Genomic DNA, 25,616 nt, shown 5'->3' on the forward strand with positions numbered 1-25,616 from the left:
TTGAAAGCGCAGCGCCCGGCTTTCGCACCGGGCTGCTTGGGAGCCTCTGAATAACTCCGTAAGGCCTACTTATTGAAAAGTTCGTCCAGCTTCTGTTCAAACTCGTGATAATTCAGGTAATCGTACAGCTCCTCACGAGTCTGCATGGTATCGACAACCGCTTGCTGATCGCCATTTTGCAGGATGCTGGTATAAACATTTTCCGCCGCGCGGTTCATCGCACGGAACGCCGACAGTGGATACAGTACGATATCTGCGCCCGCTTCGCCCAAATCTTTGGCGTTATACAGCTTGGTTTTACCAAACTCGGTAATATTCGCCAAAATCGGCACATTTAGCGCGTCTTTAAAGGCACGATAGTGCTCCAACTCAGTAACCGCTTCTGCAAAAATGCCGTCGGCACCAGCCTCAATACAAGCCTGGGCGCGTTCAATAGCCGCATCGAGCCCTTCCTGTGCAAAGGCATCGGTGCGAGCCATTACAAAGAAATCGTCATCAGTACGGGCATCTACCGCCGCTTTGATACGGTCGACCATCTCCTGCTTGGAAACAATCTCTTTATTCGGGCGATGGCCACAGCGCTTCTGCGCTACCTGATCTTCGATGTGTACCGCAGCGGCACCAGCGCGGATCATCTCTTTAATGGTGCGGGAAATGTTGAAAGCGCCGCCCCAACCAGTATCGATATCCACTAAAAGCGGCAACTCACTGGCAGCAGATATACGGCGCACATCCTCCAGTACATTATCGAGACTGGTCATACCCAAGTCCGGCAGACCGTAGGAGGCGTTGGCAACACCGGCGCCAGACAGGTAAATCGCCTTGTGACCAATACGTTCGGCCATAATGGCGGAATAGGCGTTGATGGTACCAACCACTTGCAGCGGTTGATTCTCGGCGAGTGCAGCGCGGAAACGCGCGCCAGCAGAAGGTTTTTGGCTCATGCTCTACCTCAGTTTCTTTTCAATGTTTATTCTCGAGGCGCGGATATGCCGACGCATTAACAGCTCCGCCAGCTCACCATCCCCGGCCTCAATGGCCTCAATAATATGGTTGTGCTCGCGGAAAGCCCGCTGGGCCCGGGGACTGGCCATCCCCAATTGGTAGCGATACATACGAACACGGTAATAAAGTCGATTGCACAGGGTATCGATCAGAAGATCATTCTTTGATGCCTGCACGATGCGGAAATGAAAATCAAAATCCCCTTCCGGCTGGAAGTACGCCTTACCGGCCTGCAGCTCTTCCTGCTGCTCATGGTGATAGAGCATTTGGCGCAGCTCAACCAGGTCTTCCTCAGTGCGCTGTTCCGCTGCCAGACGGCAAGCCATACCCTCAAGGGCTTCGCGAACTTCATAGAGTTCCAGTAAGCCGCGCTCACTTAACTCTACAACCCGTGCTCCAATATTGACCTTGCGTTCCAGCAGCCCCAAAGACTCCAGGCGCATCACTGCTTCGCGCAAACTCCCGCGACTGGCATTAAAGCGACGCGCAAGTTCCGGCTCGCTAATTTTGCTGCCAGAGGCGATTTGCCCTTCCACAATTTCAGCGCGCAAAGTCAGAAATAAGCGTTCAGCAAGGCTTTGGCGCTCCTCTGAAGCTAAACCGGCAGTACCAACTACAGTCATGCAAGACCTGGATTGTCGACAATCTTAATGGGACATGACATTAAATCACCAGCATTCTCTCGTCAACTGCAGGCATCCCCGATTAAACATTAAGGATTGTTGACAATAGGGCAAAATAGGTGACTTTCAACAGAGCAGTAGTCTTGCCATGTTTAAGTGGGCATAATAGCGCCCGCGCCAGATGAGCCTGTTCGACTAACGCGAGCGCACTATGCTTTATTTGGGGCTTAGGGAAAATCCCACAGAAAGAATATCCAGGCCTCGGAACAGCGCTTGTTTTAGGCTGCCACCACCCAGGTTACAGACAGAGTTATGCCGAAGAGTATTATCAGGCGATGGCTGCCAAGCCCCGAAGAAGTTAGAGCCAACAACGGCCTCAAATTTCTGGGGACTCTTCTCCACGACCCCAACCTTTTTCATTTGAACCGACACTCAGTCTCGGTCGCATTTGCGGTTGGCGTATTTACCAGCTTCCTCCCCTTGCCAGGGCAAATGGTTATTGCCGCCCTGCTCGCACTTTGGCTGCGCTGCAATCTACCTTTGTCGATGATCCTTGTATGGATCAGTAACCCGATCACCATGCCGGCTATTTTCTTTAGCACTTACAAGCTCGGCGCCTGGGTTCTAGGGGCGCCACCGGTGGATTTCAGCATCGAACTGTCGTGGGAATGGTTGACCAGTGAAGTCGGGAAGATCTGGCTGCCACTATTTACCGGCTCTCTGATTGCTGGGGCATTCTTTGCGACAGTGGCCTATTTTGCCATGCGTGCCCTCTGGCGCTGGCACGTTGTGAAAAGATGGAAATTGAGAATCCAAAGGCGATCAGCGGTCAGTTAATTTTTCCCACTGTAAACCCTCTGCAGGCACCAACAGGCAACAGCCCCTGAGGCAATTGCCAGCAATGCCTGCAGGTAATACTCGGTAAGAGCACCCAGCGCCAGAGCTGCAATAGCTCCAACAAATAAAGCCTTGCGGGCCACCTTAATTTTGGCGGTAGCCGCAGCCAACGCGGCCGCCCACACCACCATAAACGCTGAAAGTACCGCTCCCAGTGAAACAATCCAAATGGGCCAGATCTCCCACCCCTCTGCGTAGCAAACGGAACCACTACGCATATCAGGCGGACAAAAAACCCTTAGGTACCACCCATCCAGCATCAAGGTAAAACAGGCAGCCAGCACCCAAGCCAAAATTGCGGCGGGCACCGGTAGATATCTTCTAAAAATTGATACCCTACCCAAAAGCCCGGCCCGACTTATTCATTGCGCAAGGCCGCTGCCGGCTGAACCCGACTGGCCTTAAAGGCCGGATACAAAGTTGCCAGCAAGCTAAGCAGAAAGCCCGCCGCCACAACCAGTGCCACGTCTCCCCATACCAACTGGGACGGCAAATAATCCACGGGATAGACATCAGACTTTAGGAACTGGATGCCGAGCATTGATTCCAGCCCCGCTACCAATTTGGTCACCGTCAGCGAGCCCAACACCCCCAACGCACCACCAACTACAGCCCCCACAAGCCCGACCAGCGCCCCCTGACTCACAAAAGTCAGCAAAATCTGTCGAGTACTGGCCCCCATAGTGCGGAGGATGGCGATATCGGTATGCTTATCGATAACCACCATCACTAAAGTGGAAACCACATTAAAAGCGGCAATCGCAATAATCAGGAAAACCAGTAACCCCACCAGGTTGCGGGACATCTGAATAGCCTGGTAGAGGTTGCCGTGGGTTCGGCTCCAATCAGTGCCGTAGAAATTGCCCCGAGGCAGGTCTTGCAGAAGACGCCGCATAATCCAGTTGGCCTCGAGCATTTCATTGACCCGTAACTGGACCCCTGCCCCACCGCCACCTCCAGCCAGAGCCCTGGCCTGCTGCCAGGCAACCAGGGCGAGAGATTGGTCCAATACAGTGCCAGAGTGAAAAACCTGCGCAACTTTAAATCCAGCAACCCTGGCTGCCTTGCGTGCACCGGTGGCACTATCGTTATTTGGCACAATCAGGGAAAGGTAATCACCCGCCTCAACCCCCAACTTTTCAGCGAGCCCTTTACCCAGAACCACACCCGGTTCAGACGGGTCAAGCAAGGCATCGAAGGATGAGGATTCAAGGAAGTCCCCGATATTGGAGACTTCAGTAATTGTCTCCGGGTTGACCCCCTGCACCAACAGCGGCGTCACTTCAGCCCCACGCCTGGCGAGCGCATTGACCTGCCACACTTCTGCCGCGGAGAGAACCGCGGGGTCGGAAACCAATTGTTGGCGCAACTGGGCCCAATCCACATCAGGGCTCCCATTGTAAATAGTGACATGGGGCATGATTCCCAGGATTCGCTCGCGCAATTCCCGGTCAAAACCATTCATCACCGACATCACCACAATCATCAAGGCGACACCGAGGATCAAACCAATCATCGATAAACCGGAAATGAATGAGACCAAACCGGCCGAATCGTCATTTCTGCGCTGGGCACCGGCATAGCGAAGCCCAATATAGGCGGGAAGAGGCTTAAACATGATCACCCTGGTGCCAGTCAGCAGTCAGCCGCCCATCGATCAGATGCAGACAGCGATCCAGGGCTGCCGCCAGATCCGGGTCATGGGTAACAATCACAAAGCTAATTCCCATCTCCTGATTCAAGCGATCCATCAATTTATGGATCTCTGCCGCCGTAGCCCGATCCAGATTGCCAGTGGGCTCATCCATCAAAACACAGGCAGGCCTTGTCACCAGTGCCCGGGCAATGGCCACCCGTTGCCGTTCACCGCCAGAAAGCTGTGATGGCTTGTGCTCCAGGCGCTCACCCAGGCCTACCGCCGTGAGCATCGCCTCGGCCTCTTTGCGGGCTTCGGCAACTGAACGCTTGCCGATCAGTAATGGCATGGCGACATTTTCCAGGGCGGAAAACTCGTTAAGCAAATGGTGAAACTGGTATACAAAACCGAGACTGCTATTTCTCAACCAGCCCCGCTCATTGGCGTTGAGTTCAGCGAGATTCTTACCCGCAACCCAGACCTCACCGGAACTTGGGGTATCGAGGCCACCAAGCAAGTTGAGCAGTGTCGATTTACCAGAGCCGGAAGCGCCGACGATGGCCAATTTCTCGCCCCGCTTTACCTCAAGCTCAACACCACTCAGAACCTCCAGGTCCCGACCTCCCTGGCGATAATGTTTGCGCAATTGCCGACAAGCCAAAACAGCACCATCCGGGGCCGGAGCTGGCTGCGCTTTTTCCGTATCTATTTCCACTCGACTGTTCATCAAATTATTCGCTGTCTCTCAACATCTATAAATCACACCAAAACAGGCCGACTTATATAAATTATTCGTAACGCAAAGCTTCCGCCGGCTCAATCTGTGCCGCTCGCCAGGCAGGAAATATCGTTGCCAGCAGGCTCATACAAACTGCCGCCGTTAACACCACCACTGCATCACCGACACGGAATTCAGAAGGCAGGTAACTAACAAAGAAAACACGGGGATCAAATATCTTGGCGCCTACTACCGACTCAATCCAGCTCACCATTTCAGTCAGGTTCATCGCTATCACGATGCCTAAAACAGCACCGGCAAAAGCGCCGATAATGCCAATGGCACTGCCCTGAATCACAAATACCGCCATAATCTGGCGCGAGGTGAGCCCCAATGTCCGCAGCACCGCTATATCGGAGCGTTTATCCGCAACCATCAGCACTAATGCGGAGACAATATTGAATGCGGCCACGGCGACAATAATCATCAGCATCAACGTGACAACGGTCTTTTCCATTTTAACTGCCTGGAAAAGACTTCCCTGGGAATCCCCCCAATCTTCACCCTGAAAACCCTCGCCCAGCTCATTTGCATAAACAGAAACAAGCCCCAGCGCATTGTCCATATCGTCAAAGCGCAACTGCAGCCCCTGGACCTTACCCGTCATCCGGGTCAGGCGCGCAGCATCTTCAATATTGATCAGCGCGAGATTCTGATCCACCTGCGCACCCACAGAGAAAACACCGGCAACCGTGAAACGCTTTGTTCTGGGGAATATACCAGCGGGGGTCACGCTGACTTCTGGCAGGGTCAGTATTACCGAATCTCCGGGAATCACATTGAGCTGATGGGCAAGGATTCGCCCCAGAACCACCCCGTAGCTGCGGGGCTCGAGCAAATCCAGGTTACCCATCACCATATGCTCACCGACGGTAGACACCTTGCGCAGCGCTTGCGGTTCCACACCTTGGAACTGGGCACCGTGACTGCTGCCATGAGCACTCAAGAGGGCGTAGCCATTCACAAAAGGGCTGGTCGCTTCGACATGTGGCTGAGCTTCCAACTGCCGTGCAGGTGTCTCCCAGTCCACAAGGCCGCCTTCCCGCTCGACAAAGCCGTGAGGTACAACACTTAGTATTCGGGTTTTAAGCTCACGATCGAAGCCGTTCATAACAGAAGCGACAACAATCAACGCAAAAACACCAAGGGCCATTCCCAGTAGAGAAAAGCCATTGATAAAGGAAATAAACTGCTGCCTGCGGCGGGCAGCCACGTAGCGCAGACCAATAAATAGGGGGACAGGTTTTAACATAGGGTCGATTTAAACGGAAAAACGTCAGGAAATCCAAAGATTTAGGCAAGTTTACCGAACGTTGTAAGTCTTGAGCTGGGCCTTCAGGCGCTTCAACGCCTCCTCATCCCACTCCTCTGGCTCTGTAAGGGCGAGCCACGCTAAGGTGTATCCCCACGGGGTATACCGATGGCCAAAAGATAACGGAGCGAGCCCTACATTTAAGTCTGCCAGCAGCTGCAAGCCGGTAACTAGAGGGTACCACTGGAGATCCGGCGATACATCAGGTCCTCTGGGATGGTTCAACCAGTCGGGCCTTTCCAGCGCCCAGCGCACACTAAAGAATACTATCGGGTCACTGGCGTGCTGCAAAAATGCAATCCTGAACTCACCCCATGGCTCACGGCCAATATAGCCTCCGTACTGATTACCAAAGCGCACCACCTCTCCCCCTTTGAACTCTGGCAACCAGGCGGGAGTGCCCGGATCTCGATTTCTGACAATCCGGCTCCACATGCCTACACCGAGGGGCGGCCCAGCCCAAAGGGCTCCATCAATTGGGTCATCGATAATGTCATAAAAGTCGAAGGAGTCTTCGGAAAGTTGAGCGCCAAGACTGAGGCCAAACAAGTAAACTCGGGGCCGCTCATCTTCTGGCAACTCCGTCCAATAATCATAAATGACCTTAAACAGTGCTCGCGCCGACTCAAGCCCCTCAGAATCATCCGCCATCAGCGCTATCGGGCTGGATAAATAGGAATACTGCGCCGCAACAGTGGCGGTATTACCTCGATATAAAAACTCTAAAGAATTTACAGCACCGGGATCAACCCAGCCGGCGCCGGTTGGAGTTGCCACTAATAAGATCTCACGCCGGAATGCACCAACCCGCTTTAACTCCTCCAGCGCCAACTGAGCGCTCTTCATGGGCGTCGAAGCACTATCAAGCCCAACGAAAACCCTGATGGGCTGTACTGCAGAACCTGCCACCTCTTTTATTTCTTCCTCTGTCGGCCCCAGCGTTAAGAACCGGCGCCCTTGATTGCCAATGTCATCCCACTTAATCAGCGAATTGGCGCCACCAGGAAGATTGGGGTCTGCCGGAGGGGGAATACTCTTCGCATAAGAATTATCTAGCCGCTGATAGGTCGATGAAATCACATGCAAACCTGCTTTCAACAGCACCCCATTAAAAACAGCCCAGTAAAGGAGCACAGCCACCAACACACCCACAAGCATCGCCACTCGCTCGGGCACATGCTGCTCCACATAGCAAGCCACCAGGAGGACTATTCGCTGAAACCCTTTTCCAAGGCACCACAACACCAGGAACATAAGGAGAGATATTACAGCGATCGTAATAGGCTCAACGGATCCAACCTGCTCCATACCCATAAGGGCGCGGATAGAGTTCTGCCACTTCACTCCCTGCCAGAGAGAAACAAGAAAAAGAAGGAGACATACGGCTAATACACTTCGATCAAATAGGCGCCTTTGCCATGTAGAAATCGGCAAATTGGGGATACCCAGGTATTTCCAAAGCCAACTCAGAAAGACGCCGAAAACATAGCCGACAAAGAACGCAACGCCGCCCAGTATTCCCTGCATTACATCACTGCGAGGAATAAGGGATGGCGTAAGGGAGAGCGCAAAGCAGATGGAACCAATAAGAAGGCCGAGAATTGAAAAGGTATTAACCAGCCTCATTCTTGTCCGCTCGACAAGCCAAGCATAATTAACAGCCTAGCATAGGCGCCGATACAGCCAGCCAAGCCGTCTTCTGTTAAATCGCATCAAAATTCGAAGTAGTAGCGCTGCAAGAATTTAGCCATCAACTCATGGCACCTAACATTCCAAAGAGGCGCATTTATTTCTATTCTTGGCGCGAAAACGTGAAGAATAACAGGAGCATTGGCGGAAATTCTGTTTTAATGGGACGGCTAATGGAACATCTACATCGGAGAACAAAAAATGTTCAGCAGACTCCGCAGCGGATTGAATTGTCTCGCTGGCTCAATGGCACTACTTCTTACTTTTGGCGCCCAGGCGACAACCATTGAAGTACCCGTAGGCACCCAGGGTGGGGAGCTCACCATTGAAGAAGTCCGTGGGCTTAAAAAACATGATGTGACCTCACGCCTGGGAGAACCCCTTGGTATTGAGGGGCCAATTGGCGAACCCGCTATCACGCGCTGGGAATACGGCGAGTTCTACGTTTTCTTTGAACAGGACACCGTCCTACACACAGTGAAAAAACCCAGCGGCTGATCTAGCGCATTCTGGCAGGCGCTCAACTGAAGCTGCCTGCCTCACCCAAAGTGAAGCACCCCACTCTAGCTGCAGCTGCAAGATAATTCAGCCCCGCCCTTTTGCTGATTCGGAAATTTAAGATCACAGCAACCTGAATCAACCACCTCCAACTGGAGTTACAAGCCGTGCGCTATATCGCCATTCTGCTTTTTACATTAACCACTATTGCCCAGGCTGAAGTCACCCTGGTGGAAGTGATTAAGTCCGAAAACAAAATGCTCTTGCTCGATGGCGACAAGGTTATAAAGAGCTACCATGTAGCCTTCGGCGGGCAACCCCAAGGACACAAGCAGCAGGAAGGCGATGAAAAAACCCCTGAGGGACACTACACGCTGGATTACAAAAAAGAAGACTCCTCTTATTATCGGGCAATGCATATTTCCTATCCCAATGCCGAAGACCGCGCTCAAGCTGAGGCTCGAGGAGTCTCGCCAGGTGGCTTCATTATGGTCCATGGCCAGCGCAATCGACTCGGCTGGCTCGCTCCAATCACCCAACGTTTTAACTGGACTGATGGTTGTATTGCCCTTACCAATGACGAGATGGATGAGTTTATGGCACTCGTAAAAATCGGCACCCCCATTGCAATCCGCTGGTGAAACATCACCAAGATAGAGGCCATAACAGCTCTTCAAAGTCCTTAGGGAGATTTTGAAGAACTGCCCGATAGCCAAGGGACTGGATTTCCCCTCTACAACCAGTCAATATGCCCGCCGTAACTTCACCTTGGTGGGGTGGTCAACTTTTAGGCAAGCTGACAGAACACCACCTTCCGGACTAATGAGAAACCGATAGAAAATGACAGTAAAAGTCGAATCCGTAGATAGCCTATTGAAATCCAGCGGTCGCGAGGGCGAAGAAGTCCGCGTTCAAGGCTGGATCAGAACCCGCCGCGACTCCAAAGCCGGCCTCTCTTTCCTGGCCGTACATGACGGCAGCTGCTTTGATCCAATCCAGGTCGTTGCTGAGAATCACCTGCACAATTACCAGTCAGAAGTTCAGCGCCTGACTACCGGCTGCGCGGTAGATATCCTCGGTACCATCAAACCATCCGAAGGCAAGGGTCAGTCTATCGAACTGCTCGCCACCGAAGTCCAGGTTGTCGGCTGGGTGGAAGACCCGGATACCTATCCCATGTCCCCCAAGCGCCACACTATGGAGCACTTGCGCGAACACGCTCACCTGCGCCCGCGCACCAATGTCAGTGGTGCCGTAGCCCGCGTACGTAACTGTATCGCCCAAGCGATTCACCGTTTTTATCACGAGAACGGCTTCCTCTACGTGCACACCCCAATTCTCACCGCTTCTGACTGTGAAGGTGCTGGCGAGATGTTCCGGGTCAGTACCCTGGATATGGAGAACTTACCGCGCACAGATAAAGGTGCAGTGGACTACAGCAAGGACTTCTTCGGCGAAGAGAGCTTCCTCACTGTATCCGGCCAGCTGAATGTTGAGAGCTACTGCCTGGCCATGTCCAAGGTGTACACCTTCGGCCCCACCTTCCGTGCAGAAAACTCCAATACCACTCGCCACCTGGCAGAGTTCTGGATGGTTGAGCCGGAAGTTGCCTTTGCAGACCTGGCAGATGTAGCCGATCTCTCTGAGCAAATGCTGAAGTATGTATCCAAGGCGGTACTGGAAGAGCGCGCCGATGATATGGCCTTCTTTGCTCAGCGCATCGACAAGGAGGCTATCAGCCGCCTGGAGAATATCATCGACAACGATTTCGCCCGTATCAACTACTCCGAAGCGATTGAAATCCTGGAAAGCTGCAAAGAGAAGTTCGAGTTCCCCGTATCCTGGGGTATTGATCTGGCCTCTGAGCACGAGCGCTACCTGGCTGAGAAGCACTTCAAAAAGCCAGTTATCGTGATGAACTATCCGAAGGACATCAAAGCCTTCTACATGCGCATGAACGACGATGGTAAAACTGTTGCCGCAATGGACGTTCTGGCACCGGGAATCGGCGAAATTATCGGCGGTGCCCAACGTGAAGAGCGTTTGGAGAAGCTCGATGAGCGTATGGATGAAATGAATGTACCCAAGGAACACCTGGACTGGTACCGCGACCTGCGCCGCTACGGTACAGTGCCTCATGCGGGCTTTGGCCTGGGCTTTGATCGCATCGTGTCCTACGTGACCGGCATGGGTAACATCCGCGATGTAATCCCCTTCCCGCGCACACCAAAGAACATCTCGTTCTAAATAAAAAGCCCCGCGTTGCGGGGCTTTTTATTTCACATACCAATCTTCAAGCGCTCAGCCCACTTGCTGTAGCAATGATGTCATCGCTCGCCTTTTCACTGATCATATAGACCGGCACCACAATGAAGAAACCGGGGATTCGGGGGAATACCGAAGCATCCACCACCCTTAAATTATTGGTGCCGTGAACCCGGAATTTACTGTCGACAACTGCCATAGGATCACTGGCAGGCCCCATTTTATTGGAACAGGAAGCGTGATGCCCCCAAGCTTGGTTCTTAACAAAATCGCCAATTTGCTGATCTGACTGAACCTCTTTACCGGGCAATAATTCCCTGGAGACCTGCTTGCTCACAATAGGGCCCGACATAATATCCCTGGAAATTTTTACCCCCTCAACAACTGCCTGAAGGTCCTCTCCCAGAGCATCATTACCCTCACCAAAATAGTGGAAATTGATTTCAGGTGTGTCCCTGGGATCAGCAGATTGCAGGGTCACACGCCCGGCGGTATTGTTCGTATGGCCTTTCAGTACAATCCAGGAGAAACGGTCTTTGTAGTCCCGCAATGCCTGGGAGTACCCGGGAAAGTAGCCGTGGAAGTCGGAGGGCACTCCGAAAATAAACAAGTCGGGATCTTCCAGCTCCGGCTTGGAACGTTTGACCAGAGACAATACTGGACCATTTCCACTATAGGGCCCCTGATTGAACCAGCCATAGCGATAGCGATTTAAGCAGGGATCATTCCCCTCCCCCCAAGTACAATCTTTAAGAAGGGCAAGATCCTCACTCATCTCACTAACGATTCCGACCTCGTAGCGATCCTGGAGGTTCTCTCCTACCCCAGGCAGATCTACCAGGGGCTCTATGCCGTGATCTCGGAGCTCATGGGCGGGACCAATTCCCGACAACTTGAGAAGTTGCGGGCTATTGAAGGCCCCTCCAGACAAGATAACCTCGCGATTTGCCCGCACTTGCCTCAAGACTCCGGCAGTACCACTTTCGTCGTGGTAAGGGTCTGCCTTATACAGGCTCGCCCCCTCTAAAAACTCCACTCCAACAGCAGTATTCCCCTCAAACAACACACGAGTTGCCAGTGAATTTGTACGAATATGAAGCAAGTTTGGGTAAACTGACTGGGTATCTAAGAGGTATTCGCGCACACTGGTACGGCGGTTTCGACTATCTGCTGCCATAGGGGCGATAAAAGGCCCTTCCTGGCCACTGGCCACGTCCCAATGATTGATATCCAGGCGAAGATTGCCGCTGATAATTTTTTCCAAGGCCCCTTCGAGCCCATATTTGGCCAGCGCAGCCTGGGCAACTTTCAAGATCGCCGGGTCTTCCAGCAATAACGCGGGGTTGCCGCGATTCGTAGGCAGCCAACCATCAAAACCGTGGCGGGATGGGTTAGAGAAAATTGGGCGGGGCACATATTCACAACGCTCTAAACGCTCAAAATATCGCCGCATATTTGCGCTATCCCAGGAAATATCCCCTGTATCCCGTGCTATGCGGTCAAAATCATTGTTATGTGGATAAACTGTAATCAGTGCATGGTGCGTGGTACAACCACCGATAGTACTCGCCCGTGGGTAGAGGATTCCCTTCCCGGAAACATATTTTTCGTCCAGTTGCTGCTGATTGATATCCGCATAATGCTTAACAAAAAAGTCCCAGCTCAATTTGGGGTCTTCAGACGCAAAGGGGTGCCATGCTGGAATATTATGGGTGTCATCACTAGGGTCATCAGCACCAGCTTCCAACACCAAAACAGAAAATCCCGCCTTTGCCAAATTTACCGCTAATGGCCCTCCACCCGCACCCGACCCAATAATCACGTAGTCATATTGATCATAGAAATTCCGATCCAACATTGAGAGAGCGGAAACCAATCCTGTTGAAGCCGCGCTGGCAGCAATACCCAGTTGCACCGCTCCTTTAGTAAAATTTCTACGACTAATTTTTTTGCTCGACACTTTCTTGTCAATCGAATCCTTCTCTTCCATAGTGCTTATCCATTTTTATACGTTGTATCCGAGATAAGCATTATGCACGCCAGATTTTGCAATTCTGTCTTACAGAAATTGCTTTAATCTAAAACTCGACCTACTTACCAACGCGAGGATGTATCACATGCCTAAAAGATATATCGACGCAAGACTTCTTAAATGAAATTAAATAAACCTCTCCCATTCCACCTGGAGACCCCAGAAGAGAAGCACCTGTGAGGCATCAAATAAAAGGAAAACGAGTTTTTAAGCTGGCCAAAATCAAAGGTCACTCTTCAAAATTCAATCAGCCAGATAAACCTTCAAACACCACCTCAAAAAGGAAACATAAATAAATTTGAATAACTGCAAGGCAGTTTATTATTTTAAGCATTACGCCAACGCTTAAAATAATAAATCACCCAGTCCGGCAAGTAACAAACTCAGATCACAACGGCGGCTTTCGTGAATTTTCTACACAATCAGTCGCTGGAATATTCTTAGCCCACCTATTGAGAGCTTAAAACATTGCCCAAAGTATCAATCTGTCTATATGATGCAATCATCGAATTTGATTGCGATTCTTGGAATAACAACTAGATTAATAAACACTAAAAAATAAAAGCGATCCGATTCAACCCAAAATCCTCAGGAGCATCGGACACAAGTTTTAGTTGATGACCGTGAGAAGGAGATCAGAATGTCTGGAAAAGAGCTCTATATCACCTACGAAGAACTTTTAAAACTCGAGAGTTTTAGAAAACCTAACTCAACACCAAGAAAACCACAAAACATTGATACCACCCACCTTGATGATATCGAAGTAATCATTGCCAACGGCAAAGGAATTCAAGCTCTCGATAGAGAAGCTATCAACAAACTACCACTAACAGGATGGGTTTGTAGATTTCCCGCCCACATTCACCCCCCAAAAGGGTTGAAACTCGTTCAAGTCAGCGAGCACCTATTGAATATTGCTCCGGCTAGAAATATGCCGCTGCAAAAATTTGAGGCTTTAGTCAAGGAACTCACTATCAGCGCCATCACAATATTCAAGAAGCAAGGTCGAGCCGTCTGATATATGACCCTGATCACGGCCGACTGCAAAACGGTATGCTATTGAGCTGCCGTTTTGCTATCTCTCCACTAAGTACTTACCCCCTAGCCTATTAATTTCTGAAATGCGATTAGCTTCCTGATGTAAGCTCGCATTTCCGGAGTATCAAATTTCCCCTGATAACGATCAGGATCGTTGACTGAGCGCCCCTTAATACCGGGACAGCCGCCAAATCGTATTAGTGTGGAAAAAGCAGGCATTAACTGCAACTCTTCTACCGAAGCCTTGATTTCTAAATCCAAATGATCTGAGTACTCTTCAATATATCTGGAAACCGTCCCCATACCTGAAAGTGTTTGTGCACAAACCATATTCCCAACTGTCCCAAACTTGGGGAATCGATGAACTTCTTTAAAGTCCACCTTATCAAAGCTGGCCAATAGATTTTCCTTCAATACCAACTCGGCAAACTCCAGGTGCTCCCCCTTTTTGGGTTTCAAGCCTGTCACCTGGTAGTGGAGCGCCTCAAAGGGAACAAAAAGATTGCTCCACCCCTTTTCAATTTTTGAAATTGCATATTCCTTATAAGCAGCTTTTTCCTGATACTTATCGATAGTCTGAAAGATTGAAAGCGCCAGACCAACAACTGCCACCCCGGCTGCAACACCGCCTATCCTGGTTACCCTCTTCAGGCCAATTTGGGTTTCATCCCATGTCTTCCCATGAATTGCCAAAAGAGCCGCGATAGCTGTAAGTGCATGCCCTAAAATAGAAATAGTCAGATCCATAAGCTCCCCCAGAAAAAAATCAAATTTCAATATGCACTAAAAATCAAATCTTGGTATCACTATCTACCGATACCAGAAAATTTCAACACAGTAGATACACGCCACATTGCGAAAATCACCGCCAAACTATCTATTTTCATTAATAGGCAGGAACAAATAGAAAGATACACTTACTCAGAAAAGTTAATCAATAAGTTAAAATTACTATTTTTAGACGGGAGCCTTATAAGAAACCTAAAGCAAAACAATCGTACCCATTTGGGTTCACCTCATCGCACACAATTAAATAGCAATATACGAAGCTTGTACTTTTCCTGTGAATTTAATTAGAAAGTAGGCAGAGCAATAAGGGGCAAAGGTTGACTCACAAGATAGCGTTTTACTAACCATACTATTTAAGTCAAATCTCCTGACTCCATACAATTAATAAATTTAAAGGACTATTATAACAACCGACCCCCAACTACCTGCCGAACATCTCCTTTGCGACCCAAAGGCTACTATAGGGAACCTTTTTAAAACTTGACCCTGAATAGCTAACTACTATAACTATTCACAAGGTTGTATAACACGCAGCATCTTCTGACCAACTGGTATCCATATGATACATCTATTTGTACACGCAAATGTTAAGGACTTCAACGAATGGCACAGAGCGCTAAAGGAGTTTATGCCTATAGTTGAGCAAATGGGTGCTACTGCCACATCCGTATACCGGGAAATTGACAATCACCATAATGTGACCGTGATCCATGAATTTCCTTCGAAAGAGCATGCAATTAAATTTGTCAATAGTAGTGAACTTGAAGAAGCCAAGAAGAAGGCTGGCGTGCTTGTAACTCCAAAAATTTGGTATACAGAAAAATTATAATTATTCCTTATTTTGGCATAGAAATTTATAAAGCTATCTTCACCCCCAATAGGCCTATCCATTCAAGGGGTGTATCTTGATCAATGGCTCTTCCTTTATAAATAAGCTGACTCTAGAGTATCCCTCCACTAACAGTACCCATATAACAATACTGATAACCCCTGCCTTTAAAGTAACTTCATATACTTGACTGGCACATGATCAACCAGCCACACATTATTAGCAGAGCGATAAAAATCAAAACCATCTCGATGCATGGATTTAGCCTCCACCCTTAACAGTACGGGCTTGCCATACCTGGCACCAACAGATCGAGCAACAGCCTCAGATTCTGACAGGTGAACATGATGCCTTTGCATTTTCTTCAGTCCTTGCGCGAGGATATCTTCAACAAAACGCTCTGCAGTGCCATGGAGAAGCGCACCTGGTGGTTCAAGGGGGCTTAAATGTAAATTAATATCTACAGAATGTCCCTGATTGGCTCTGATAGAAAGACCATCATCACTTATAGAAAACCGCTGCTTATCATTGGTTTCCACAACGACAGAAACCAAATCCCTGTTTAGCTCAAAATCTACAGTTTTCTGAATCAACTCATCAACTGCCACCCATCCATTCTCATCCATAAACAAGCCGATGGCTTCAGGCTTATGCCTGAGCAGGTAGCTGAAGTATTTTGATATCCTACTCAGCTCTCTGCTGAATTCAGTATCTCTGTTCAATTCTAATATTCCACAACTAAGAATATAACTCGAAATTTTATGATGGGGCATTCACCTTGGCGAAAATGTACTCATCAAAATAAATACCCCCTTTTTTTACTGAGCAGCTTAAAGTCCCTTCATGCTTATACCCCGCCTTCTGTAAAACCTTCATTGATCCGACATTTCCAGAAAAGGCAGAGGCATAAAGCCTGACAATATTTTGTGAAGAAAAAATCTCACGAGTAAACTGAGTCAAAGCAATAGTAGCAATTCCTCTCCCCCAAAATTCTCGCGCAACCCAATATCCAACCTCACCGGAGTGAGAATGCTCAAACAGCTGCTCGCGCATACTTATAATCCCGCAAAAGGCCCCTCTGTACTCTATTGCCTTTACAATCCCTTCCTTCTTACAACCTTTATCAACCCACCAAGCAGCATCTTCCAATGTATAAGGGTGAGGAATTCTCGATGACAAATACTTAAGCACAGACTCATCATTTAAGTACTCAACCAGTAGTGCTTCATCATTCTTTTCAATGTTTCTTAATTCAATCATTCGAACAAACCATCAATTCCCTAACCTATTACTGACACCCTTTCAATGAAAATCAATGCTTTCGAAAGCTAGGGTTCTCAGCTATCAACTCTTCCTACCTACTCTCCAATCAGCACAATAGCCTTTTATCTTCCTGCGACTGCCTCACAATTATTACTGCATCTCAAAAATTTCAGCCATTATCAATTATAATCGACCCTATTTGTACGGAATTTTATCAATATGTACCCTCAACAACTCAACTTGGCAGTATGGGCCTCACTAGCCCCTGCTGCGTTGGTGTCTGCCCAGGAAGTAACTCAAACGGTAGAAGAAGTTGAAGTTATTGGTAGAGCCCAACAATTTTATCTGGACACTCATACACAAGTTGGAACTAAAACAGACGCAGACTTATTGAATATTGCGATGTCAGCCCAAGTACTAAGTGAACAGCTTATTGAAGACCAGGCTGCCCGCGATATTACTGACTTGTACCGCTCTATTGCAGGAGTTAGTGAATTCAGCTATTCCGGAGTCACATTTCGGGGGTTTCGAGACAACAAAAACGTAATTTACGATGGAGTCCGCGGCGATCCCTATTCAGGGTCTAGCGTCCCTCAAGTATCAAATGTAGCCCGTATCGAGGTACTAAAAGGACCATCCTCCGCCCTCTATGGCGGCGGTGAGCCCGGAGGGATGATTAACTATACCTCCAAGAGGCCCACCTTCAACGAGAACCGTGAATTAACAATCATCTCTGGAAGCGAATCGCTTAAAGGAGCTTCTATCGAGCTAACAGGCAGTGTAACTGGAAATATCGCCTATCGTTTAGGAGGCTTCTATGAATCTCAAGATAGCTTTCGCAATAATGCGAACAGCGAGAACATTGAACTTGCTGGGGGACTACTATTTGACCTCTCAGAAGACACTCAACTGACAACCACCTTCGAGCACATAGAACAAAACCTAGGCGGTAACCGCTTGCGCGGCGTACCCGTTAATGATGACGGCAAATTCCTGGTAGATCCCTCCTACAACACCAACGAAAAATCTGATTATCAAAACCTAAAAGCCTTGGTTCTTCGAACTAAAGTCAAGCATAAGGTGACAGATAGCCTGAACTTTAACGCAACATTGCGTTACATGGAAAATGAAAGGGAGCAGGCTTATCACGAATCACGCGGTTGGGTAGACATCAATGGTGATGGAATGGCCAATGCTGAAGATGGAACCATCCGCCGTGAGTACCGCGATCAGTACCGGGCAAATGAAGAGCTGAGCCTTACTTTGGACTTTGTGTATGACACAGACATTTCAGGTATGAATCATCAGATTTTGCTTGGTGGTGACTATCATGATGTTGATACAAAATATGACTATTGGCGAGCGCGCCCTGGAGCAGACGGTGTTACAAACCTCAACATCTACGAACTCAACTACGGGATAACTGACCCGTCAACTTACAACCTTATCAATATGAATAAGGATGGTACGGCCAGCATCCGTACCAGCATTTATATCCAGGATACTGTGGAATTGACCAATCAGTGGTTCTGGATGCTAGGTGCGCGCCTTGATCAGTTCGACGAAACTGAAAAAGAAAGCGGCAATAGCTACAAAGATAATGATGCAAGCTACCGTACAGGCATCACTTATAAGCCCGTAGATACACTATCCCTCTATGCAAGTTACTCCCAGAGCTTTAATCCGGTGAGCGCAGACGACTTTGAGGGCGGCGCCGAGGAGCTTGAACCCAGTACTGGCAGTCAAGTGGAGATTGGTGTGAAGAAGGAATGGCTGGATGGGCGTATCCTGACCACTCTAGCCTTCTATCAGATAAAAAAAGCAAATATGGCCCAAAGTAACCCCGCCTATATCAGTGCCGATGAGACCCCGAATGAAGCCGAAATTATCAACCTCGGGCAGGTTCAAAGTGGTGGAAGCGAGTTCACCTTAGTCGGTGACATAACTCAGAGACTCAGCATAACAGCTAATTATGCGTACAACGATACGTATATCGCTGAGGGTGACTCACGCAATGTGTCAGACTCAGGTCAGTTCGTAAATGCACCCAAGCACCAAGCAGGCTTGTGGGCCCGCTATGACCTCAGTATATGGGATTCAGCATTTGCTATTGGTGCCGACTATGTGAGCGATCAAATAAGCTTCGATGATCAAAAAGTAAAGGCCTACACTGTACTCGATGCCAGCTGGGCAACTCGCTGGGATGATATTCAGCTGAGTATCAACGTAAAAAACCTTTTGAATAAAACGTATGCAGTGAGCGGTTTTAATGAGCGGCAAGGACATTTTCCCGGCCAACCACGAGAGCTAATCGCCCAGCTATCCTATGACTTTTAGCGACCCAGCAATTTATCGTCAGCGGATTTCCACTGGCGATACCATCTTGTTCTATACAGAAAGGAAGTTCTTTGGCGATACACTCATCAATATATCCCCGCAGACTTACCCACCTGTTCAGCCCTTCTTCTAAACTTAGATATTATGAAAACGACACTGATCCCCCAGATTGAATTTCTATTGGCAAATATTCAATCCGAGGTAGCACCTTCAATCAAGACGAGCACAGGCCGTATAAATTTCGATCGAACAATCTTTCCCTGACGCTATACAGGCAAAAACTACGATTAATCAAGTTGGTATTCAAGGTCGTAGTAATGAACTCCACCATCCATCTGAATAGACATTTTCCCAGAGAGTCCCACTAGTTCTCCAGTGCCAGAATCAGGCACAACTTCTAAAATAAGGAAGTCCTCTCCCTTCTTCATGGTCCCAAAGTGCTGTAAAACAAACGTGCCTCGCTTACCACCTAGAGTACCGGCAACTTGCTCTATGGCTACATACCCCGCAGATCCTTTTACAGGAGTCATTGCACTTAGCATTTCTCCTCGACTTTCTCCTGAAAGATCACCGTAAAAGACTTTATTAACTGACATACGCCCCAAGCTGTTTCCTTCACTACCTTTCGCATACGGATCCATCGGCTTTACAGTAACCTCGAACTTTCCTGAAATTTTCATATTTGCTCCTTTGCGAATTTAGATTGAAGTAATACGTGTCTGGCTTTACCAGTAACAACTTAGGCTCTAAGGGAGTCTAAAGTGCTACTTATCGGTTTTCCATTTTAATATACAAAACTGTATATTTATACACCCAAGATAGCATAGTAAGTGACTATGGGTTGAGATGTTTATGAAGGTGCGCAATTAACACTCAAAAGTACTAATGTCCATTAAGCGGTTAAGAGACATAAGCGAGAAATATTGGAACCCACCGAAGCAGTATGGGCTTTTAGCACTTCCAATCTCGTCGAGAAGATAGTTCATTATTATTTGGGACCAGGTGGAAATACGCTTGTCGATTCTACACAGAGAGAAATTAAAGAAATCGGTAAAACGGGATTACAAGAGTTCAGTGAAGCAAAGCCGAAATGACGATGCCCCCAAAACTATTTTGGAGGCTATGAGTTATTATTTTTTCTACACTAGTATTGGCAAAACGATAGATCGTAGATCTGTGGATTGATTAGCCCAAAACACTTACTGCCCAACTTATTAGCACCATTATTAGATGTAATAAGCTAGGCATATCCCAGGAAACCAGCTTCCCTTCGCATAAAACGATCAACTACTCGGCGCAGTTGCCATAGGCGCCGGTACTAATACGTCTTCGCCATCACTCTCTTCTTGAGGTTCAGTAAACCCAAAGTCCTCCAGTATTCCGTAGAGCGCCGGTAGCACCAGAAGGATCAGAATAGTAGAACTGCTGATACCAAATACAATACTGGTAACAAGCGGCACCAACACCTGTGCCTGCAGACTGGTTTCAAATAACAGTGGCAACAGGCCTGCAACTGTGGTCAGCGAGGTAAGGAAGATGGCTCGGAAACGATCGCGGCTGGCTTGGCTCGCCGCGCTATGCACATCCATTCCTTCACGCACTCGCCGCTTCACAAACTCCACTAGCAAAATTGAGTCATTGACCACAATTCCGGCGAGAGAGACAAAACCCATCATGCTTGGCATAGACATATTCTGCCCCATGATCAGGTGCCCCCAGATAACACCAATCAGCGCCAAAGGAATAGCCACCAATACAATCAACGGCTCCACATAGCTGCGGAATTGCATGGATAGGAGAAGGTAGATACCAATGGCACCTATTAACAGGGCGCGACCAATGGACTTACCTGTAACCTCACTATTTTTCATTTCCCCTTGCATATCAACGCGCAATCCTGGGAACTCACGGGTAAGCTCAGACAGGAACTTCTCCTGGGTGTCACCTAGTACCTGTCCAGCATTCGCTTTCTCAGTGAAGACATCAGCAAACACACTCACTACCCGCTCGCCGTCAATACGTTGAATTCGCGCATACTCCCGATTCATTTCTATATCGGCAACGGCAATCAGCGGAACACGTTGCTTGGTAGCTGGATGGATAATGACTAATTCATCGAAACGGCTCAGTGCACCGCGGGAATTTGCATCCATACGAACCTGAATCTCGTAGGTTTCCCCCCGATATTGAATTTCATCTATCTCCATCCCCTGGTAAGCAGCTCGTAACTGATTGGCGACATTGCTGGCGTCCAGGCCAGTGGCATAAGCGCCTTCACGCATTTTGACAGTGAGTTGCGGCTTGCCAGGACGCAAGTCATCCACCACATTCACTACGCCGTCGTATCCACGCAACCAATTCTGCAAGCGAATGGACGCTGCCTTTAGCTGATCCAACTCCAAACCGGCAAGTCGCAAGTGGATAGCACGGCCGGCAGGGCCTAAGGCCGGTTCTTTATAAAGAATAGCGATTGCCCCTGGTGTGTCGCCGGCAGCCTCACGCCAAGCATGGCGCAATTCATCCATGCTGGTATTGCGGCCTTCAGCGGCAAGCAGATCGACATTAATTGTGGCCACATGGGGCCCCGATTCAAAGGCATCTCCGTTAACACCAAAAGTGACACTCGTATGGTTTACCAAAGGTGCTCTTTCATTTTCAGAAAACTCTGAGGCAACTTGATCCAACGTTTTCAACTGCTTATCGACTAATTTCTCCATATCGACCAAAGACGTGCCTTGAGGCATTAAGATCCGAGCTTGCAATAAATCGCCCTCCAAGGTGGGAAAACCCTGAAACTTGACGATCCCCGATGTCATCAAACTAATAGTGACCAGGAACAAGCCAAATACACCCCCGACAAAGGCATAGCGATATTTAACAGCCCAATCTGCTGCGCGCCCCATATTTTCTCGCCAACCATCAAAACGTTTGGCAAAAGCCTGCTTCCAGGCAGGGGGGCGACTTTTATGCTCAAGGGCATGCCGCAAGTGTGCCGGCAAAATCAGGAAAGCTTCGATCAGGCTAATGAGCAATACAGAAATCAATACAATGGGGAGCACCTTGAGGACCTGCCCCATATCCCCCTTAATAAAGACCAGTCCTCCAAACACCATTACCGTAGTTGCGAATGAAGACAGTACTCCACGAGCCACTCGCTTGGTGCCATTGATAACCGCTTCCAACGGCGACCTTCCCTCACGGTGTTCACTGGCAATACTCTCCGATAACACAATGGCGTCATCCATCAGGATACCAATGGCAATCAGCAGTCCTACCAGACTGATCATATTAATGGACACGCCCATGGCCGTGATCAGTGCAAACGAACCCAGGAATGAAACCGGCAAGCCCATGACCACCCAAAAGACATAGCGGCCACTGAAAAACAGATAGAGAGCCAGCGCTACCAAAATCAGGCCCTGCCAGGCGTTAGCCATAATCATCTGCAAGCGATCCGCAACGATAGAGGCGCTGTCTTGGGTTAGAGTGAGTTTCATACCCTCAGGCAGATTTTCATTTTCACGGTCGACAAAGTCGCGTACGGCTTCAAGCACACGCAAGCTATCATCCACACTATTCTTCTCGACATTGAGAAGCGCTGCACGATGACCGTCAAAAGTAATTTTGTCTTCAGCCAGCTCAAAGTCATCGTAAATTTTTGCAATATCCCCAAGTCGAACTTCCGCTCCATCACCACCTTTAATCACCACCAGGTTTTCCAATTCTGCAACCGTGCGGCGCTCTTCGGTAAAACGCACCTGGTATTCTCGATCCGGCGTGGATACCTTGCCGGCGGGCATGTCGATCGCTTGCTGGTCAATAATATTAGCCAGGTCCATCACGCTGAGTCCGTACTGGCGCAAGTTATAATCTGAAACTTCAATCTGAAGCTGGTGGTCAGAAAAACCGGAAATGCGCACAATAGGAATAGCGGGATCGCGGAGTAATTCGCGGCGGTAGTGCTCCGCCAGCTGGTTTAATTGGGGCAAAGGAAGGTCAGCACTGATAGCAATACTAACCACCCCCTGAGTGCGGCCCAGTTCTTCGATCACCGGGCGCTCGCTTTCTGCAGGAAGCGAATCGATACTGTCTACTGCGGACTCCACATCAGCAACAAACTGGTCCATATCACCCGCTTCTTGCATCTTGAGGGTCATCAGGCCCAGATTATCTTTTGCCTCACACAATCGCTCATCAATAAAGCTGATTCCATCGGTGGCCTCCTCCAAGGGAAGACAAATACTATCTTCCACTTCGGCTGCCGCAGCGCCGGCATAAGGTACCGAAACCTGAACCTCAAACTTATCGATTTCCGGCATCGTTTCACGCTTCATGCTGGGCAGAACAAAAAGCCCGCTTAGCATCAGCGCAACCATCAATAAATTGGCCGCCGTTGGGTGACCGGCAAAATAACGTATCACTGCTGGGTACCTCTAGCACTCGCCGCAACGGATTGCTCATCACTGACGACGGAAACTGCCATTCCATTAATCGCAGGAATTACATCAGTCACAATAACCTGCTCACCGGGATTCAATCCCTCGCGGATCACAGTGGTGTCGCCTTGGTGGTAGTCAATCTGTACAGGGCGCACTCTTAGTTGACCATTTTGTACCAGATAAACCTTGCCTTCATGGAGGGCGCGGCGGGGTATAGCGAGTGCTGGTGCGGCGGGAGCCAATAACTCTACACGGGCATACATACCGCGAAATAGCGGTGGTTTTTCACCGGTCACCGCTTTGCCATAGGGGTCATCCACAGCTACAACAACGGAGAGTGTTCGACTGGTGCTATCCAGGGTTCCACCCAAGCGCACTACCCTCCCCTGCCACTCACTATTCCCCGGGCCACCCACCAGGGTGATCCGAGCTTCCAGCCCTAACAACATTTTGGGTAGATCATCAGGAGTCGGATTGGAATCGATGCCAGGCCTTAAATTGCGCAAAAGTGGAGCCACATGAACCATAGGAAGCTCTGCTGCAATTTCTACTTGGGCAAGGCCGCTTGCATCAAATAAACGGGCATTGCCAGCAACATATTGGTTTTCTTCAACATGAACTTCGCCGATACGAGCATTAAATGGCAGGATCACCTGGGTGCGCTCCAGGTTGTATTTACTGTCCCGTACCTGAGCTTCTGAGCGAGCTATCTGGGCTTCAATCACTTTACGGCGGGTCGGGAAAAGGGAAAGCTGGCTGCTCTGGTTCTGCACTTCCTGGCGCAAGCGCAGCATATTTTGTTCTTCAGTATCTACGGTCGAGCGGGAGACGGTTCCCTTGGCAACTAACTTTTGTTTGCGAGCGAGTTCTTTCTCACCCAATTTGAGAGTGCGCTCGGCGATGTCCAAAGAGCGTTTACTATTGGCTTCTTCCACATCCAGCTCTTGCAAATTAGCGCGATTTGCAGCCAAGTCACTTTCAGCTTGCGCCAGGGCAAGCTGGTAGCTGGTATCATCGATCTTCAACACCAGTGTACCGGCAGAGATAATATTGCCCCGCTCCAATTCCGGAGCTGTATACACCACCCTACCACTGACTTCTGCATTGGCTTCCAGGAAAGTACTGGGTTTCACCTCACCATATGCAATAGCTTGAGCTCGCAGCGGTAACTCCTGCACTTTAATTGCGTCTACCACCGTTATAGGAGCCTCAATAGCATCGTGTTTAGGCTCACCTTTAGTGACGACCAATGCCATAGATATAAACACCCCCGCCGCTATCAAAGCTGGTAATGCCAGCCGGCGATTCATCAGTGCTTTCATATGAGTCTTAATTTCCATTGCCGACTTCCTCGCCTTTGGTCACAGATTTATTGGAAACGCCACGGAGTAAGAGTTGAACGGTATGGTTAATCCATCTCTCCCGGTTTTCCTCCCCCAGAGCAAAGCCAAACCCCTCCTTCAAGGGGTCGCCAGCGATGAAGGGAAAGGCAATCAGACTGATAAAAGAGACTGGCATCAGGTCAATATCCAGGTCCTCTCGCAACTGGCCGCTGGATTGGAGAATTCCCAGCAACCCGCGCAGCTTTGGCACCAGTTGTGAGGCTAACCTGTCAACAAAGAGTTCGCGCATTCGACCAGATTTGGAAGCCACTTCATCAGCAGTCAGGCGCGGAATCCAGGGCTCCTTGATGTATAGGCGTATCATTCGACTCATTGCTTCTTTCAGCAACTCTAAAGAGGGCTCCCCTCCATCCAGCCCCGCACTGACGAACGCGGGGCCATACTGCATGACTTGGCTCCGAACCACCTCGATAATTAGCCCCTCCTTGCCGCCAAAGTGGTAACTGATCATCGCAGAATTCACCCCTGCTCCCTGAGCAATCTCCCGAATGGAAATATCACGGAAGGCCTTATTCCGAAGTAGAGAGTAGGCTGACTGCATGAGCGCTTCGCGCACCTGGGATTCACGCTCAGGATCTTTTGGGCGCCCGCGGCCTCGAGTGGATGGATTATCAGTCACAGGCATTTATCCTTAATTAATCAATTGATTAATTAAATAGGAATTACACCCATGCAACAACCCCAAAATCCGACCAGTCAGTCAGGTTGTGCCGGGTTAATTTCTGATTCACAAGCTAAGCATCTCGGGACGCAATACGTGCCAATGATCAAGGGTTTGACGGG

Annotated in this window: 22 protein-coding genes; 7 read left to right on the forward strand and 15 right to left on the reverse strand. The window is 49.2% G+C overall.

Annotated features, from left to right (window positions below):
- Positions 1–65 precede the first annotated feature (65 nt).
- Both prpB and ACJJIL_RS11160 read right to left on the reverse strand, forming a co-directional pair.
- Positions 66–944 (reverse strand): methylisocitrate lyase, encoded by an 879-nt coding sequence (gene prpB, locus ACJJIL_RS11155; protein ID WP_445361977.1) that lies wholly within the window; start codon positions 942–944, stop codon positions 66–68.
- 3 nt (positions 945–947) lie between these two features.
- Positions 948–1,628: a GntR family transcriptional regulator gene (locus ACJJIL_RS11160; protein WP_445361978.1), complete on the reverse strand. Its 681-nt coding sequence runs from the start codon at positions 1,626–1,628 to the stop codon at positions 948–950.
- A gap of 312 nt (positions 1,629–1,940) precedes the next feature.
- On the opposite strand from ACJJIL_RS11160, the gene ACJJIL_RS11165 reads away from it, so the two are divergent.
- A complete protein-coding gene (locus tag ACJJIL_RS11165) occupies positions 1,941–2,465 on the forward strand; it encodes a DUF2062 domain-containing protein (RefSeq protein WP_413665638.1) in 525 nt (174 codons plus the stop codon).
- On the opposite strand, the gene ACJJIL_RS11170 is transcribed toward ACJJIL_RS11165, so the two are convergent.
- The 5 genes from ACJJIL_RS11170 to ACJJIL_RS11190 form a co-directional block, all read right to left on the reverse strand.
- Positions 2,462–2,833 (reverse strand): hypothetical protein, encoded by a 372-nt coding sequence (locus ACJJIL_RS11170; protein ID WP_445361979.1) that lies wholly within the window; start codon positions 2,831–2,833, stop codon positions 2,462–2,464. The genes ACJJIL_RS11165 and ACJJIL_RS11170 overlap by 4 nt on opposite strands.
- A gap of 50 nt (positions 2,834–2,883) precedes the next feature.
- Positions 2,884–4,143, reverse strand: a complete 1,260-nt coding sequence (locus ACJJIL_RS11175; RefSeq protein WP_444941873.1) for a lipoprotein-releasing ABC transporter permease subunit — start codon at positions 4,141–4,143, stop codon at positions 2,884–2,886.
- On the reverse strand, positions 4,136–4,888 hold the full coding sequence (gene lolD, locus ACJJIL_RS11180; RefSeq protein ID WP_445361980.1) for a lipoprotein-releasing ABC transporter ATP-binding protein LolD: 753 nt from the start codon (positions 4,886–4,888) through the stop codon (positions 4,136–4,138). Before lolD ends, ACJJIL_RS11175 begins: the two co-directional genes overlap by 8 nt.
- Positions 4,889–4,949: 61 nt before the next feature.
- Positions 4,950–6,191 (reverse strand): lipoprotein-releasing ABC transporter permease subunit, encoded by a 1,242-nt coding sequence (locus tag ACJJIL_RS11185; protein WP_445361981.1) that lies wholly within the window; start codon positions 6,189–6,191, stop codon positions 4,950–4,952.
- Between the two features lie 51 nt (positions 6,192–6,242).
- The gene (locus ACJJIL_RS11190; protein WP_445361982.1) at positions 6,243–7,877 is read right to left on the reverse strand and encodes an alpha/beta hydrolase; all 1,635 of its coding nucleotides are present in this window, start codon (positions 7,875–7,877) and stop codon (positions 6,243–6,245) included.
- Between the two features lie 264 nt (positions 7,878–8,141).
- Here ACJJIL_RS11190 and ACJJIL_RS11195 point away from each other — a divergent pair, with 264 nt between their 5' ends.
- The 3 genes from ACJJIL_RS11195 to asnS all read left to right on the forward strand — a co-directional run bounded on the left by ACJJIL_RS11195 (position 8,142) and on the right by asnS (position 10,685).
- Positions 8,142–8,438 carry a hypothetical protein gene (locus tag ACJJIL_RS11195; RefSeq protein WP_282932628.1) on the forward strand — a complete coding sequence of 99 codons (297 nt, stop codon included), beginning with the start codon at positions 8,142–8,144 and terminating at the stop codon, positions 8,436–8,438.
- 167 nt (positions 8,439–8,605) lie between these two features.
- On the forward strand, positions 8,606–9,079 hold the full coding sequence (locus ACJJIL_RS11200) for a L,D-transpeptidase family protein (RefSeq protein WP_444912941.1): 474 nt from the start codon (positions 8,606–8,608) through the stop codon (positions 9,077–9,079).
- 199 nt (positions 9,080–9,278) lie between these two features.
- Complete coding sequence (asnS, locus tag ACJJIL_RS11205) at positions 9,279–10,685, forward strand: asparagine--tRNA ligase (protein ID WP_444897139.1); 1,407 nt, start codon at positions 9,279–9,281, stop codon at positions 10,683–10,685.
- Positions 10,686–10,731: 46 nt separating this feature from the next.
- Here the strand turns inward: asnS and ACJJIL_RS11210 are convergent, their stop codons facing one another.
- Positions 10,732–12,693: a GMC family oxidoreductase gene (locus ACJJIL_RS11210; RefSeq protein WP_444912940.1), complete on the reverse strand. Its 1,962-nt coding sequence runs from the start codon at positions 12,691–12,693 to the stop codon at positions 10,732–10,734.
- A 682-nt stretch (positions 12,694–13,375) separates the two neighbouring features.
- Between ACJJIL_RS11210 and ACJJIL_RS11215 the strand changes: the two genes are divergently transcribed.
- Positions 13,376–13,753: a hypothetical protein gene (locus ACJJIL_RS11215; RefSeq protein WP_413665631.1), complete on the forward strand. Its 378-nt coding sequence runs from the start codon at positions 13,376–13,378 to the stop codon at positions 13,751–13,753.
- Positions 13,754–13,836: 83 nt separating this feature from the next.
- On the opposite strand, the gene ACJJIL_RS11220 is transcribed toward ACJJIL_RS11215, so the two are convergent.
- The gene (locus tag ACJJIL_RS11220) at positions 13,837–14,520 is read right to left on the reverse strand and encodes a hypothetical protein (RefSeq protein WP_444941879.1); all 684 of its coding nucleotides are present in this window, start codon (positions 14,518–14,520) and stop codon (positions 13,837–13,839) included.
- 601 nt (positions 14,521–15,121) lie between these two features.
- On the opposite strand from ACJJIL_RS11220, the gene ACJJIL_RS11225 reads away from it, so the two are divergent.
- The gene (locus ACJJIL_RS11225; protein ID WP_444897134.1) at positions 15,122–15,391 is read left to right on the forward strand and encodes a DUF1330 domain-containing protein; all 270 of its coding nucleotides are present in this window, start codon (positions 15,122–15,124) and stop codon (positions 15,389–15,391) included.
- Positions 15,392–15,558: 167 nt separating this feature from the next.
- Here ACJJIL_RS11225 and ACJJIL_RS11230 read toward each other — a convergent pair whose 3' ends face one another.
- Positions 15,559–16,113 carry an RNA 2'-phosphotransferase gene (locus ACJJIL_RS11230; protein ID WP_444905401.1) on the reverse strand — a complete coding sequence of 185 codons (555 nt, stop codon included), beginning with the start codon at positions 16,111–16,113 and terminating at the stop codon, positions 15,559–15,561.
- A gap of 37 nt (positions 16,114–16,150) precedes the next feature.
- Positions 16,151–16,651, reverse strand: coding sequence for a GNAT family N-acetyltransferase (locus ACJJIL_RS11235; protein WP_444912938.1), 501 nt, complete (start codon positions 16,649–16,651; stop codon positions 16,151–16,153).
- A 222-nt stretch (positions 16,652–16,873) separates the two neighbouring features.
- Between ACJJIL_RS11235 and ACJJIL_RS11240 the strand changes: the two genes are divergently transcribed.
- Entirely contained in the window at positions 16,874–18,991 is a 2,118-nt protein-coding gene (locus ACJJIL_RS11240; RefSeq protein ID WP_445361983.1) for a TonB-dependent siderophore receptor, read from the forward strand.
- 287 nt (positions 18,992–19,278) lie between these two features.
- On the opposite strand, the gene ACJJIL_RS11245 is transcribed toward ACJJIL_RS11240, so the two are convergent.
- The 4 genes from ACJJIL_RS11245 to ACJJIL_RS11260 all read right to left on the reverse strand — a co-directional run bounded on the left by ACJJIL_RS11245 (position 19,279) and on the right by ACJJIL_RS11260 (position 25,452).
- Positions 19,279–19,671 (reverse strand): DUF3224 domain-containing protein, encoded by a 393-nt coding sequence (locus ACJJIL_RS11245; RefSeq protein WP_445361984.1) that lies wholly within the window; start codon positions 19,669–19,671, stop codon positions 19,279–19,281.
- A 603-nt stretch (positions 19,672–20,274) separates the two neighbouring features.
- Positions 20,275–23,412, reverse strand: coding sequence for an efflux RND transporter permease subunit (locus tag ACJJIL_RS11250; RefSeq protein WP_445359709.1), 3,138 nt, complete (start codon positions 23,410–23,412; stop codon positions 20,275–20,277).
- The gene (locus tag ACJJIL_RS11255) at positions 23,409–24,770 is read right to left on the reverse strand and encodes an efflux RND transporter periplasmic adaptor subunit (protein ID WP_444905406.1); all 1,362 of its coding nucleotides are present in this window, start codon (positions 24,768–24,770) and stop codon (positions 23,409–23,411) included. Before ACJJIL_RS11255 ends, ACJJIL_RS11250 begins: the two co-directional genes overlap by 4 nt.
- Entirely contained in the window at positions 24,760–25,452 is a 693-nt protein-coding gene (locus ACJJIL_RS11260) for a TetR/AcrR family transcriptional regulator (RefSeq protein WP_445359710.1), read from the reverse strand. Before ACJJIL_RS11260 ends, ACJJIL_RS11255 begins: the two co-directional genes overlap by 11 nt.
- Positions 25,453–25,616: the final 164 nt, after the last annotated feature.

The sequence above is a fragment of the Microbulbifer maximicatervae (SeqCode) genome (assembly GCF_052468095.1).

What these genes read in the sequence shown, in the direction of transcription:
- ACJJIL_RS11245 (WP_445361984.1), bottom strand. Translation starts at nt 19,671, where the DNA reads ATGAAAATTTCAGGAAAGTTCGAGGTTACTGTAAAGCCGATGGATCCG.
- ACJJIL_RS11160 (WP_445361978.1), bottom strand. Translation starts at nt 1,628, where the DNA reads ATGACTGTAGTTGGTACTGCCGGTTTAGCTTCAGAGGAGCGCCAAAGC.
- ACJJIL_RS11185 (WP_445361981.1), bottom strand. Translation starts at nt 6,191, where the DNA reads ATGTTAAAACCTGTCCCCCTATTTATTGGTCTGCGCTACGTGGCTGCC.
- asnS (WP_444897139.1), top strand. Translation starts at nt 9,279, where the DNA reads ATGACAGTAAAAGTCGAATCCGTAGATAGCCTATTGAAATCCAGCGGT.
- lolD (WP_445361980.1), bottom strand. Translation starts at nt 4,888, where the DNA reads ATGAACAGTCGAGTGGAAATAGATACGGAAAAAGCGCAGCCAGCTCCG.
- ACJJIL_RS11225 (WP_444897134.1), top strand. Translation starts at nt 15,122, where the DNA reads ATGATACATCTATTTGTACACGCAAATGTTAAGGACTTCAACGAATGG.
- ACJJIL_RS11235 (WP_444912938.1), bottom strand. Translation starts at nt 16,651, where the DNA reads ATGATTGAATTAAGAAACATTGAAAAGAATGATGAAGCACTACTGGTT.
- prpB (WP_445361977.1), bottom strand. Translation starts at nt 944, where the DNA reads ATGAGCCAAAAACCTTCTGCTGGCGCGCGTTTCCGCGCTGCACTCGCC.
- ACJJIL_RS11195 (WP_282932628.1), top strand. Translation starts at nt 8,142, where the DNA reads ATGTTCAGCAGACTCCGCAGCGGATTGAATTGTCTCGCTGGCTCAATG.
- ACJJIL_RS11175 (WP_444941873.1), bottom strand. Translation starts at nt 4,143, where the DNA reads ATGTTTAAGCCTCTTCCCGCCTATATTGGGCTTCGCTATGCCGGTGCC.
- ACJJIL_RS11255 (WP_444905406.1), bottom strand. Translation starts at nt 24,770, where the DNA reads ATGGAAATTAAGACTCATATGAAAGCACTGATGAATCGCCGGCTGGCA.
- ACJJIL_RS11240 (WP_445361983.1), top strand. Translation starts at nt 16,874, where the DNA reads ATGTACCCTCAACAACTCAACTTGGCAGTATGGGCCTCACTAGCCCCT.
- ACJJIL_RS11190 (WP_445361982.1), bottom strand. Translation starts at nt 7,877, where the DNA reads ATGAGGCTGGTTAATACCTTTTCAATTCTCGGCCTTCTTATTGGTTCC.
- ACJJIL_RS11165 (WP_413665638.1), top strand. Translation starts at nt 1,941, where the DNA reads ATGCCGAAGAGTATTATCAGGCGATGGCTGCCAAGCCCCGAAGAAGTT.
- ACJJIL_RS11210 (WP_444912940.1), bottom strand. Translation starts at nt 12,693, where the DNA reads ATGGAAGAGAAGGATTCGATTGACAAGAAAGTGTCGAGCAAAAAAATT.
- ACJJIL_RS11220 (WP_444941879.1), bottom strand. Translation starts at nt 14,520, where the DNA reads ATGGATCTGACTATTTCTATTTTAGGGCATGCACTTACAGCTATCGCG.
- ACJJIL_RS11215 (WP_413665631.1), top strand. Translation starts at nt 13,376, where the DNA reads ATGTCTGGAAAAGAGCTCTATATCACCTACGAAGAACTTTTAAAACTC.